Raw genomic sequence first — 13,433 nt, forward strand, 5'->3', positions numbered from 1 at the left:
TCCTGACTCCTTTTGAAAGCATTTTTGAGTTATGCGGGAGTAGCAATCGGGTTGTTGGGAATAGGGTACTGGTTTCCCAGAACGGCCTTTCCGGAGCTGATGGTCCTGTATGGAATGGCATTCGTTAGCTACCTCATACTGGTTTCCATTCATAAGAATAAAGCATTTTCTACCCTGGTCGTGATAATCCTGGCCATGGTGTTGCGCCTGCTTTTGTTGGGAGCCTGGCCGGAACTGTCTGACGATTTTTACCGGTACCTATTTGACGGGCAGCTATTGGTAAAAGGAATTAACCCTTACCTGCAGCTGCCTGTGGAATGGTATGATTCAGGTAGTTTACCGGAAAACGCCTACTGGCAGACCTTGCAGGAGAAGATGAATTCTTCGGAGTATTATTCACTTTATCCTCCCTTGCATCAGCTTTTTTTCTGGATGGCGGCCCTGGCAGGGGAAAATCTATTTCTCAACGTACTGGTGTTGAGAATAGTTATTTTGCTTGTAGAAGGGGTCAATTTATGGCTGATTCAAAAGATCCTCTTCCTTTGGCGCAAGCCCGCTTATCTCCTTTCCTGGTATGCGTTTAATCCCTTGGTTATTTTGGAACTGACCGGTAACCTGCATTTTGAAGGGTTAATCCTCACGGGCTTGCTGGCGGCACTTTATTTTTATTCCAGGCAAAAAGCTCTAGGGACTGGATTGAGTTGGGCTGCTGCTATAGGCTTAAAATTAACGCCCATTTTACTGGCTCCTGTTTGGATCCGGTTTTGGGACAAAAGAAGGTTTTTGATCTTTTCATTAACGGCCATTTTTTTTGTACTTCTCTTTTTGAGTCCCATTTTATTGCTGGAGGGAGGAGAAAACTATTACCAAAGCTTCCGCCTGTACCAGACCAAATTTGAGTTCAATGCTTCGCTGTATTACCTGATTCGGGAAGTAGCTGGATTTTTTATCGATTATAATCCCATCGTCTACGTAGGACCTACTCTTCAAGTGATTGCCGTCATTTGCCTCTTGGGCATGGGTTTGTATCAGCGGACGTTTACCCAGGAAGCCCTGGTGTCAAAAATGGTATGGATGTACCTCGTTTTTCTGTTGCTACAAACCACCGTACATCCCTGGTACCTGATTCCCGCGCTAGGTATCAGTGTGCTAAGTGCCAACCGTGTCTTCGTGGTCTGGACTGGATTGGTTTTCGTTTCCTATCATGCGTATGCACAGCCTGGCATGAACGAAATTTTATGGATCGTCGCCACTGAATACGTACTTCTGGGGATCGCGGGATTGTTGATCTTATACCGGGATTTTACAAGAGAACGTACCTTGTCCTCTTCGGCTTCCTCCTCCGGAGACTTATGATGCCCTAAAAAAAGGAATCAGTTGCTCCTGATATGTTCTTTCAGGTCTGGCTCTTCCTCGATTTTTTTTAGGAGTTCTACCACATTGTTTACTTTTAGCTTTTTCATGATGTTAAACCGGTGGGTTTCGATCGTTCGGATGCTTTTTCCCAGTTGTTCCGCTATTTCTTTATTTGCAATGCCTGCTGCAATCATTTTCAGGATCTGCCGTTCTCTTTTGGTGATCTCGTACTGATTGACTCCGGTCGTTTTATGGGTGATTTTCCGGTCTTTGCGCGTCAGATAATTATTAACCAACACCTGGCTAATATCACCGCTGAAATATTTCCCTCCCTGGTGAATGGTTTTGATGGCCTTCAAAAACTCCTCCTTGCTGGTGTCTTTAAGCAGGTATCCTGATGCGCCGCTTTCGACGGACTGGAGGATGTAGTCTTCATCGTCGTGCATGGATAAGATCAGTACCTTGCTGTTTGGGGAGTTTTCGGTTAGTTTATGGGTAGCCTCCAAGCCATTCATTACCGGCATTCGGATATCAATAATGAGTAAGTCCGGATGCAACTTTTCCACCGCTTGCAGGGCTTCTTCTCCGTTGGACGCTTCACCAATGACCGCAATATCCCCTTCATTTTCCAGCAGGTTTTTGATGCCGCTGCGTACGACCAGGTGATCGTCTGCCAATACTACTTTTATTTTTTCCATGATGCTGTCTTTTTCTCATTTAATCCAAAGGTACATTAATGCTAATGGTAGTCCCTTGTCCCTTTTCCGTTTCAATTTCACATTGCCCGTTGATGAAATTAGCCCGTTCACGAATATTGAAAAGGCCATGACCGGAGGTTCCGAAATGTCCCTGCGCTTCCAATTTTTGGAGGTCAAAGCCCTGGCCGTTGTCGCTGATTTCAAGATTTAGAAATTGTGAATTGTGCGAAATCGTGATGGTCACTTTCGTTGCCTTTGCATATTTGATGGCATTGTTTACGGCTTCCTGGGAGATGCGGTAGAGGTTATTTTCTACTTTTCCTTCCAATCTGCTTAGAAATCCCGTTTTGTTTTCAAATGTCACCTCCAAATCGGAGATTTTTGATATTTCCCGGGCAAATTTGTTCAAGACCGGAACGATACCATAATCCGAAAGGGCACTCGGGGTAAGGTTAAAGGAAATCCGCCGGACCTCCCGGATTACATCTTTGAGTAATTCTTTGGAGGTTTTTAGTTTTTCCTTTTCGAAAGCAGTGTCGACCGAATGAATGCCTTCCAGGTTAAACTTCATAGCAGAAAGCAATTGGCCAATGCCATCGTGCATGTCCCGGGAAATTCGCTTTCGTTCCTCTTCCTGCCCTTCCATAATCAAGGCGGAGCGATATTGCTGTTCCTTTACTTTTTTCTCGATTCTTTCCCGGTTGATTTCCTGAGAAATGGCCTCCGCCTCTTTTTTTTCTGTTTCGTCCGTACAGATCAAAAGCATGCTATCAATACGTTCCAGCTCATTTTGCGTAGGAATCAGGTTTACCTTTAGCCAGACAAAATCCCCTGCCAGGTTTACCACTTTGATTTCTCCATTCCAGGGATGGCCATTGCGAATCATTTCCCGGATGTTTTGCAAGTGATTCCGATCGTATCCCTGCTCCTGCAGCCATTGAAAAAGGTTTTCAGGCCGCTCTTCCTCAAATTCCATCAGCGAGACGAACTGATCTGAAAATTGCTCAAAACTCCCATCTGCGCTGCATTTGGCATAAAGGGTGAAGTCATCCAGCGTAACATCCACCTCCAGCAGGTCTTGATAGGCCTGTTCCAGGGAACTGTATAAGGCGCTAAGCTCCAGGGTCATTTTGTTGGATTTCTTCTGGGATTGCACCAGCTTGACAAATGTCTGCCGGATGGTTTTGGCAGAAGGGATAAAAACGAAAAGCAGTTCGAATAAGATAACCCCCAAGGAAATCACCATCAAAAACAAGGAGATATTCCCCAGATTCGTCACCTTCGTTTTAGCCTCCCGGTCGTATTGAAAAACGATGCGGTCCATGCCCTCCAGAAAGACGGGCTCCTGCCGGATTATGGATTCGATATCCTTTTGGATGTCTTCGGTTGGCGTTTGGAAATCCTGGTTCAGCGCGCCAACGATGCGGGAAGCAGCACTTGCCATGACTCGGTAATTGGGCTCAATTTGAGTAAAGAGGCTGGCTATTTTTTCACTGTTTTTTCCAGTAATTCCCAGGGAATCATCCCCGGTTTGCAAGGCCCGGTGTGCCTCCTGCCATTCCTTTAAGGCCAATTCCAATTCCTCCAGCACTGCTGTTTTATCGGTTGGGACCGATGTTTCTCCCAGCAACAGGGCACTTTTACTTATCTTCTGACTAAGCATCCGCTGCCTTCCAGATAGGTTAACCACCAGCGAATCGTTTTCCTGCTCCCTGATAAATTTTTGAATCAGGACTTGACTGATAATGATGCTTGCCGCAATGGCACACAGTGCGATCAGGTAATACCTGCCGAGTTTTTCAAAAGTGGGTTTTTCGGTTAATGTCTGATTATCCATTTGCGATTTCTTAGCCTAAAAATACGTAAAAACACTTAATATTCCCATTAGGTAAACGCAAAGCAAAAAAGCAAGGCCTACATGCAGACCTTGCTTTCCGTTAAATGCCATCCAATAAGAAACGAATGCGCCGGCTTAATCTTCAAAGCCTACATACACATACCCTTCTTCTACTTTCACGGGATAGGTAGCAATCGCAGCACAATCTCCGTTAAGGTTTTGGCCGGACTTGAGCGAAAACGTTTTTTTATGGAATGGACAGGCAACTTTGGGTTCGTCTCCTTCCGAACCGATCATGCCCCGCGACAAAGCCATTTGCATTTTGTGCGGACACAGGTTCTGACAAGCATACCATTCGTTTCTTCTGGAGAATTTATAAATGGCAATTTGCAGGTCTTTATACTTGATGCAGGCACCTCCGTTTTCGGGAAGGGCACTGACGGGTGCGGCCTTAAACCAGGTGGTGATTTTGGAATTGTCGGCTGTTTTATACATTTCCAGTTTGGTTGTCATCTTAGTTGCGTTTGGTAATATTCGATTTGTTAAAGAAATGGATTGCATTTAGCTTCAGGAAGCGGGGATCTTTTGGCCTCGCATTTCTTGAAAGGAGACGGTTGGGTCGCCACTTGTATCATTGACAAAATGCCTGAATTTTGCCCGAAGTTCGGGATTATTGACAACCTCTTTCCATTCGCAGGCATAGGTTTGAATCATAAAGGCCATTTCCCTTTCCAGTTCTTCTCCAATTCCAAGGGAATCGTTTACGACGACATCCCGCAGGTACTCCAGGCCGCCTTCCAGTTTATTGAGCCAGGTTGCCGTTCGGGTAAGGGGTTCTGCCGTCCGGATATAGAACATCAAAAACCGATCGATGTACTTCAGGCAGGTGGCGCTATCCACATCGGTGACCAACAGCTTTGCGTGTTGTGGCTTCGATCCACCGTTACCGCAGACATACAGGTTCCAGCCTTTTTCGGTAGCAATGATGCCAAAATCTTTGCTTTGCGCTTCGGCGCATTCCCGGATGCATCCGGATACTGCTCCCTTTAATTTATGTGGAGAGCGTAGTCCCCGGTACCTTTCCTCTACCTGAATGGCAAAAGAAACCGCATCCTGAACGCCATAGCGACACCAGGTGGAGCCCACACAGCTTTTTACCGTTCGCAGGGATTTGCCATAGGCATGGCCACTTTCAAATCCGGCATGGATTAATTCTTCCCAAATATCAGGAAGTTGATCCACCCTTGCTCCAAATAAGTCGATGCGCTGCCCTCCGGTAACCTTGGTGTACAACTTGTATTTTTTGGCTACCTCTCCGATAACGATCAGCTTTTCCGGGGTAATTTCTCCTCCCGGAATCCGCGGAACGACCGAGTAAGTCCCGCCTTTTTGGATGTTGGCTAAATACCGGTCGTTCGTATCCTGAATGCTGTCTTGTTTGACTATCAGTTCATTCCAGGTGCTGGCAAGAATGGAGGCTACAGCCGGCTTACATACCTCACATCCATCTCCTTTTCCGACCCGGTTCAAAAGTTCATCATAAGTTTTGATTTTTTTCACCTTTACCAGATCTAAAAGCTCTTGCCGGGAATATTCAAAATGCTCGCAGAGTACATTTTTCACCTGCTTTCCCATTGCTTTGAGCTGCTGTTTCAGCAGGTCGTTGACCATGGGCATGCAGCCGCCACAACCTGTGCCCGCTCCGGTGCAGGATTTGATCTCATCCACCTTGCTGATGCCGTCTATTTTGATCAGGTTGCTGATGGCCCCTTTGGAAACATTCTCACAGGAACATATCTGCGCTTCATCGGGGAGGCTTTCTACACCTGCTCCTGCGGGTTCTTTGCCTCCACGGGCTCCCAGAATCAAATCTTCCGGATCCGGCGGTAAGGGCATTTTATTTTGAGTCATCTGCAGCAGTATGCCGTAGGCAGCGGCATCTCCTACCAAAACGCCACCCAACAGCCGCTTACCATCCTTGGAGACATTTATTCGTTTGTAAATACCCCGGGTTTTGTTTTCGTAGACGATGGATGTGGAAGGCTCTGCTTCACCAAAAGGGTCACCAAAACTAGCCACGTCCACCCCAATTAGTTTTAGCTTGGTGGACATGTCAAAACCGAGGAAGGGCCGGACTTCTTTTCCACACAATTGGTTGGCGACCTGGGAGGCCATTTCGTATCCCGGAGCCACTAAGCCGTATACCATTTCCTGATATGACGCTACTTCTCCAATGGCAAAGATATCCTTGTCCTCTCTGGATTGCAGAAATTCATTTACGACCAATCCTCCCCGGGGAGCAGTAGCTAGTCCGCAGCCTTTGGCCAGCTCATCCCGGGGTCTGATTCCTGCTGATATCACTAGCATGTCCACGGCTAATCTGGATCCATCCGCAAAGTCAAGTCCGGTTAATTTTCCATTTCCTGTTATTTGCTTTGTATTTTTACTGAGGTGAATGCCGATGCCCAATGCTTCCAGCTTGGCTTTTAGAATGGCGGCACCTGCCTCATCCAATTGCCGGGGCATCAACCGGGGTGCAAATTCAATGACATGTGTATCCAATCCCATGTCCATGACCGCTTTGGCTGCCTCCAGCCCTAGCAAACCTCCCCCCATCACCGCTGCGGATTTCGCATTCTTTTTACCAAAATCGATGATGGCATCCAGGTCCTCCAGGCTGCGGTAAACAAAGACTCCCTTTTTTTCTACGCCGTTGACAGGAGGAACAAATGCCCCGGAACCGGTAGCCAGTACCAATTTATCATAGGATGTCTCTACTCCCGTATGACTCCTTACTGTTTTCTGATCCCGGTCGATAGCGACAATAAGCTCATTGGTGCGTAGATCAATATCCTTTTCTTCATACCAGGATCTGGGGGCCAAAAGCAAATCATCTGCGGTAGCCCCTGAAAAATAGGCACTTAAATGAACCCGGTCGTAGGCAGGCCAGGGCTCTTCCCCAAATACGGTGACCTTAAAGTCGCTGGCAGGCGCGGATGCTCTCAGTTTTTCGCAAAACTTGTAGCCTACCATTCCATTTCCGATTACAACGATACGTGTCATATATATTTTTATTTAAATACTCAACTGCTTTTTCTAAGTAATTTATCTGATTACTCCCGTTTTAATCTTTCGCTAAGGTATAAATTATTTCATAAAATACGTATAAATACGTAAAAAAATACTTAAATTTGTTTTTGTGTTTAAGTAGTAAGTGTGTATGAAAAACATAGATTCAAAATTATCAATCGTCGGAGCAGGCCCTGGAGATCCCGATTTGATCACCCTAAAGGCAATAAAAGCACTTCAAAGTGCCGACGTGGTGTTGTATGATGCCCTGGCAAATGAAGCATTGCTGGATTATGCCCCGCCTACTTCCATCAAAATTTTTGTAGGGAAAAGAGCGGGAATGCATCACCGGCAACAGCGGGAAATCAACCGAATGATCGTTAATTATGCCAACACCTGTGGCCATGTGGTCCGACTAAAGGCGGTGACCCCTATGTATTTGGCCGCGGCCACGAGGAGTTGGAATACGCACAAAGGCACGGGATCCCTACTAGCTACATTCCAGGTATTAGTAGTGCCATTGCCGTTCCCGGATTGATGGGGATACCCTTGACTAAAAGAGGTGTCAATGAAAGTTTCTGGGTAGTGACCGGAACGCTGAGTGATCAGCGAACGGCAAGGGACCTGACACATGCCGCCCAATCCTCTGCCACAGTGGTTATCCTGATGGGGCTTAGCAAGTTACCGGATATTGTGGAACTGTTTAAAAAATACCGGGAGGCCAGCGAGCCGGTTTGTATGATTCAAAATGGAAGTAAACCGGATGAGCGTTTTATATCCGGAGATTTGGACAGCATCGTTTCGGTAAAGAATGAAGCGGGCCTTGCTTCACCCGCCATCATTGTGATTGGTGAGGTGGTCCGGGAAAAGGTTCATGCTGTTTCTGAAATGCTGGGGCAGGAAACGGTCCTGTTCAAATAGGATGAACAGCATAAACGGCCGTGGATTTCATTCCGACCCTTTTGCATAATCCTCCGGGGTTTTTGGATTTGGGAAATTATCACTTTCGTCTTCATTAGGTCGCTGGTGAAGGCATTGAAAATCCTTCTCAATGAGGATCAGCGTTTCTTGCATGCTGCCTTCTTCCTGCAATTGTTTTAGAGAGATTTCCTCCGTTTTTGCCCAGGTTGTTAATAAGGAGAGTGGTGCGGAGATTACAAGTTTTTGACCGGCAAATCGCGCCTGTATTGTTTTTTCCGTTTGGTCTGGTACTAAGGCATACTGTAATACCTGCTTCTCGCCCAGGTTTAGTTCCTGATGGATAGGCCGACCCAGTGCAAGTTGCGCTACCTCAGTCTGGCTGAGCCGAAGGCGAATGGAATTATTATGGATTCTAAGTTTCATGTAAGATTATTAATTTAAAGGCTGACTTTGGACTCTCACACACCGGACACTGATAACTATCTGGTAATCTCATGAAGGAAGTTCCGGGAGGTACTTCGGACGCAGGATCGCCGTATTTTTCATCATAAACGGTCTGGCAACTGGCACATTGGTACTTTCTGGGTGGTTTTCGGGCCGTTTCCCCACTTCCCTCTGTGGATCCGGGAGGTTTTCGAACCTCAAGCTGGTCGTAATATTTATAACTCAGTTCGATTAGCAATGGCGGAAGCGTCTCGATGGGCACATTTTTTACAAAGTAAAAGTACTCTGATAAATTGGGATTAAAATTTTTGGAGAAAAGTATGTTAAAGGTATCCGGGTCGTTTTCTTTGCTTTTCTTGGCCTTTTCTATGGCCACTGAAGTAAACAAGGCCATGTGTTTTGTTTTTACGGAAAAACTCAGCCCATAGGTACTGATGTCCTGCTTGTCAAGTGCCCGGACGAGGTAGTTCTTTATTTCAAGGGCTTCCTCATCCAGCACCGGCAGGTGCCAGTTCAGTTCAAGTGAACTGTGCCGGATATTGATGCCAAATTTCCCAAGTAATTTTTCCCAGCTAAGCCGGTCCTTTTCCGCAATCCCTTTTACAATAATGGATTTCCAGGGACTGAGACATATTTTTCCGATGGAGGTGTCCAGGCATAGCTGGCAAAGTGCTTTTAAAAAGCTGATGGTAAATTTATTGTTGCGCCAATAGAGACCCAGCCAATATTTTCCGCCAACAATGCGGTTCATGCCTTCATAATAGGGAGTGGTCGCTTCCGGGTAGTCCAGTTCCTGGATTACTTTCTGATGATTTGGTGAAAGCGCTTCCTTCACTTCCTGGTAGAGTTCTTCGTATTTCCGATTGTTTTTAACGGGATGGATGTCTTCTATGGCCTTGGCGATTTTGGCAAGGTCAAAGCCATAAATAAGGTCAGGAGCACACCAGGGTTTGGGATCAATTTCTGAAAACCGTAAATACAGGTACCAGTAGTTGTCAGTAGAAGAGGCTACAAAATTGATATTGCCCGTAAATAGCGGTACGAGGTTTTGAACCGGATCGGTGATGTTGATTTTAAGTTTTGGGCGGTAGTCAAAGGTGTCCAGGATGTAATGATAGGTATGAGAGGCCAACCAATGGGTGGTGGGCATGACATCCAGGGCAGGGTAGGAGGAGACAATGTTTTGAAACTCCTCTCCATCCGTATCGTATTCCGTGTCGATGGCCTGAAAGGTGTTGGTCAAGGTATCCAGGTTTTTGTCTTTTAGGGGGAATAATACATCCTGCCGGGAGCCCAGGTGAATGTAACTGGCACCCAATTCGTTGGCCGTTTGGATCATTTTCAGAAAATCACCGGGTGAAATGATTCCTCCTTTAACGAATACCCTGACTAAATCGGCTTTCTGCATGATCTTTTTGAGTTAGAGCGATAGTTTTGAGAAAATAGCCTTGGATAAATGACCCGTTGCGATATCGGCTCTGAATGTGTAAATGTATTTGGTTTTTTGGTGATATTAAAGTTTTCAGGGTTTTAGCAGCTGAAAGGGATGATAGGCTTCCGGATCCGGTAATCACACCTCAGCCGACACCTTGGACAAAAGTTTCTCCTCCAGTATCCCCTTCACTTCCGGTTTGCAGCTCCCACAGCCCAGGCCCGCACCGGTTTGTTGACAGAGTTGGCGGAATTCACTGCATCCTGATCGGATAGCTTTGGTAAGATTCCCTTTACCGACGTTTCCGCAGGTACAAACCAGTTCTCCGATCAATTCTTCTGCGGAAGCTTTGCCTCTAAGTAATTCCTGTCGCTTGCTGGAGAGTTCGGTCCGTTCCTCAATGAGGGTTTTAAATTCGGCAAACTCTGACTTGTCTCCCATTAGAATGGCTCCCACCAATCGGTCCTGGTAAACGATGCATTTTTTATAGTAGGTCTGGGCGGTGTCGATCAGTAAAATCTCCTCGTATCCCTCTGCATTCGCAGGCACTTCCGGAAGGCCTATCGAGCAGAGGTCCAGGTCCGCAAATTTCAATATATTCATCGGGACATTTCCCTGGTAAAGGCTGAGCAAATCGCCGGAAATAAAACGAGCGGCACAATCGGCCTGATTTTCGGCTGCAGCCGTGATGCCATTGAGTTTTCCCTGGAATTCGGCGATTTCACCCATTGCAAAAATGTCCGGGTCACTCGTCTGAAGGTAATTGTTGACCTTGATTCCCAGGCCACAGGTCAAACCGGCAGATTTACCCAATTCAATGTTGGGACGGGTGCCGATAGCGTAAACGACCGCATTGCAAGGGATGGTTTGACCACTTTTTAAACTGGCAATAATGTGTTTTTCCTCTCCGAAGGATTGCAGATGGGCCAATTGATTATTCATAAATAATTGAACCCCCATGTCTTCCAGCCGGTCGCGCAGCAGGGAGCTGGCCATCGGGTCCAGTTGCCTTTCCATCAAACGGGAGCCTAGCTGTACAATGGTGACCTTCAGGTCGATTTCCCGCAGCGCGGCGGCCAGCTCCAGCCCCAGCAATCCGCCCCCTACGATCAGCACATGTCCCTTCTTTTCGAGATATTGCTTCAAATCATCTGCATTTTCCCGGTTTCTCATCGTAAATACGCCAGGCAAATGCATAGGCGCATCTCCGGGAACAAAGGCTCTGCTTCCCGTGGCAAGTATGAGGGTGTTATAATAGTGAACCCGACCCTTTTCATCGGTTACGGTTTTGTTGGAGCGGTCTATCGATTCGATGCCGTTTTCTACATGAAGATTGACGTTCAAATTGTCCAAATCGGAATCCGACTTGAACTTTAACAAGTCCTCCCAGGCCTTATGCCGGTTTACATAATCCGGAAGCAAGACCCGGTTATAAAAGGGGTGTTTTTCTTTGGAGAAGACATGTATTTCATCCTCCTGGTTACATTCCCGGTAAGAATTAATAAATCGGTAGGCAGCAGCACCCGCGCCCACAATCACTATTTTTTGCTTCGGTTTATGATAAAGGCTCACCTGTACGACCGAATATTTGAAATCTGGTTGTTTGGAAACCGGGTCAAGGGCATTTCCTGTCAGGTTATTGGCACGGGCAAAGTCATTCTGTAGGATTTTGCCCCAATGCATGGGTAGGAAAACCACGCCCCTTTTAATGGTATCAGTGATCCTGGCATGTACCCGAACTTCTCCCCTGACTCCCATAACCTGTACGGTGCTCCCCTCTGTTATTCCCCGTTCCATGGCATCTTCCGGATTAATTTCCAAAAAGGGGCTGGGAAGGTGTTTCTTGAGCTTGTTCACTTTTCCGGTGCGGGTCATGGTATGCCATTGATCCCGTATCCTTCCGGTAGTCAGAATAAGCGGAAATTCCGCAGAGGGTTTTTCATAATCATTTTTTGGGCCGGAAAGTTGAATTTGTGCGCGACCGTTTGGGGTAGGAAATTTCTTGTCCGTAAAAAGACGTTTGGTTCCACCCTGAGTCTTGCTCCGAAACGGCCACTGTACCGAACCGTGGTTTTTTAAATAATCATAATCCAAACCGGAAATATCGATGTTTGAGCCTTTGGTCATTCGGCAATATTCGGAATACACTTCTTCCATATTGGAGAATTCGAATCCCGAGAAACCCATTTTTCGGGCAAAGCGAATGAGTATTTCAGCATCCGGAAGGGCCTCTCCGGGTGCATCCGTGAATTTGCTAAGGTGACTGATGCGCCGTTCCGAATTGGTCATTATCCCTTCTTTTTCCCCCCAGCCCGCTGCCGGCAAAACCAGATCGGCGTACGGGATGGCTTCGGATTTGTTGGAAATGTCCTGTACCACCACAAACCTGGCTTTTTTCATTGCTGCCTCTACCTTGCGGGCATCCGGCATGCTCACCATGGGATTGGTGCAGATGATCCATAGGGCTTTTATGGAGCCATCTTCAATCCCTTCAAATACCTGGGTGGCCGTCTTTCCAGGTTTGGCTGAAATCTCGTCCACTCCCCAGAAATGAGCCACCTCCTCCCGGTGTTCGGGTACGCTGAGATTGCGGTGGCAGGCAAGTAAGGTAGCCATGCCTCCGACTTCCCGACCTCCCATGGCATTGGGTTGTCCGGTCAGGCTAAATGGACCGGAACCAGGTTTGCCGATATGCCCGGTGATTAGGTTCAGGTCAATGAGGGCCAGGTTTTTATTCACCCCGTCGGCACTTTGATTGAGGCCCATGGTCCAGAGGGAAAGAAAGCCCCTGGCATTACCAATGTGGAAAGCAGTGGTTTTGATTTCCGCTTCAGTGATCCCGCAAATGCTGGCCGCTTCTCTAAGGGAGATTTTCATCACCATTGCTTTGTAGGCTTCAAACCCGTCCGTATGATTGGAAATGAATTCCAAATCCACGTCGCCCTGCTCAATCAGACACCTACCCAGGGCATGAAAAAGCACCTCATCGGTCCCGGGGTTTAGTTGCAGGTGCACGTCGGCAATGGCACAACTTTGGGTAACCCGGGGATCGACTACAATAATCTTTACATGGGGATTTTCTTCCTTATGTTTTTCGATCCTTCTCCAAAGAATGGGATGGCACCAGGCCGGGTTGGCCCCTGCCACTAAAAAGCAGTCTGCGAGTTCGATGTCCTCGTAGGCTATGGGTACACTGTCTTCACCCAGCGTTTTGATGTAGCCCATCACGGCCGAACTCATACACAGTCGGGAGTTGGTATCTACATTGTTGGTCTTCAGGTAGCCCTTGGTCAGCTTATTGACCAGGTAATATTCCTCTGTCAGGCATTGGCCGGAAACATAGAAGGCTACCGAATCCGGTCCGTTTTTTTCAATAATGGAGGAAAATACCGCTGCAGCTCTTTCCAGGGCCGTATCCCAATCCACCTTTTCCAGGGGGTGGGATTTTCCCCAGCGCATTTGAGGATGAAGTAGCCGGTCCGATTGGTCTTCCACCACGTAATGTAGGTTCATCCCTTTGGAGCACAGCATCCCCTTATTTACCGGATGATCAGGATCTCCTTGTAGGGTGATTTTTCCTTTCGTATCTTTTTCAGCAAGGATGCCACATCCTACCCCACAGTAAGAACAAGTGCTCTTGTAACGTTCTGCCTTTACCATATCCTTTTTGAATTCA

The 13,433-nt window shown here is 47.0% G+C and carries 8 protein-coding genes and 1 pseudogene; 2 read left to right on the forward strand and 7 right to left on the reverse strand.

Annotated elements, in window-relative coordinates:
* Positions 1-12: 12 nt before the first annotated feature.
* On the forward strand, positions 13-1,356 hold the full coding sequence (locus GJQ68_RS11660; RefSeq protein ID WP_162417470.1) for a carotene biosynthesis protein: 1,344 nt from the start codon (positions 13-15) through the stop codon (positions 1,354-1,356).
* A gap of 17 nt (positions 1,357-1,373) precedes the next feature.
* Here the strand turns inward: GJQ68_RS11660 and GJQ68_RS11665 are convergent, their stop codons facing one another.
* The 4 genes from GJQ68_RS11665 to nirB all read right to left on the reverse strand — a co-directional run bounded on the left by GJQ68_RS11665 (position 1,374) and on the right by nirB (position 6,954).
* Complete coding sequence (locus GJQ68_RS11665; RefSeq protein ID WP_162417471.1) at positions 1,374-2,054, reverse strand: response regulator transcription factor; 681 nt, start codon at positions 2,052-2,054, stop codon at positions 1,374-1,376.
* 19 nt (positions 2,055-2,073) lie between these two features.
* On the reverse strand, positions 2,074-3,891 hold the full coding sequence (locus tag GJQ68_RS11670; protein ID WP_162417472.1) for a sensor histidine kinase: 1,818 nt from the start codon (positions 3,889-3,891) through the stop codon (positions 2,074-2,076).
* A gap of 135 nt (positions 3,892-4,026) precedes the next feature.
* Positions 4,027-4,404: a nitrite reductase small subunit NirD gene (gene nirD / locus GJQ68_RS11675; protein ID WP_162417473.1), complete on the reverse strand. Its 378-nt coding sequence runs from the start codon at positions 4,402-4,404 to the stop codon at positions 4,027-4,029.
* A 54-nt stretch (positions 4,405-4,458) separates the two neighbouring features.
* Positions 4,459-6,954, reverse strand: a complete 2,496-nt coding sequence (nirB, locus tag GJQ68_RS11680) for a nitrite reductase large subunit NirB (protein WP_162417474.1) — start codon at positions 6,952-6,954, stop codon at positions 4,459-4,461.
* 157 nt (positions 6,955-7,111) lie between these two features.
* Here nirB and cobA point away from each other — a divergent pair.
* Positions 7,112-7,881 (forward strand): annotated as a pseudogene (cobA, locus tag GJQ68_RS11685) (uroporphyrinogen-III C-methyltransferase).
* Positions 7,882-7,908: 27 nt separating this feature from the next.
* Here the strand turns inward: cobA and GJQ68_RS11690 are convergent.
* The 3 genes from GJQ68_RS11690 to GJQ68_RS11700 form a co-directional block, all read right to left on the reverse strand.
* Positions 7,909-8,304, reverse strand: coding sequence for a DUF7009 family protein (locus GJQ68_RS11690; protein ID WP_162417475.1), 396 nt, complete (start codon positions 8,302-8,304; stop codon positions 7,909-7,911).
* Positions 8,294-9,733 (reverse strand): rubredoxin, encoded by a 1,440-nt coding sequence (locus tag GJQ68_RS11695; RefSeq protein ID WP_162417476.1) that lies wholly within the window; start codon positions 9,731-9,733, stop codon positions 8,294-8,296. The genes GJQ68_RS11690 and GJQ68_RS11695 overlap by 11 nt, the downstream gene beginning before the upstream one ends.
* Before the next feature lie 162 nt (positions 9,734-9,895).
* Positions 9,896-13,417 (reverse strand): nitrate reductase, encoded by a 3,522-nt coding sequence (locus tag GJQ68_RS11700; protein WP_162417477.1) that lies wholly within the window; start codon positions 13,415-13,417, stop codon positions 9,896-9,898.
* Positions 13,418-13,433 lie beyond the last annotated feature (16 nt).

Source organism: Cyclobacterium roseum (genome assembly GCF_010119225.1).
In the GTDB taxonomy this organism is placed as follows: Bacteria; Bacteroidota; Bacteroidia; order Cytophagales; family Cyclobacteriaceae; genus Cyclobacterium; species Cyclobacterium roseum.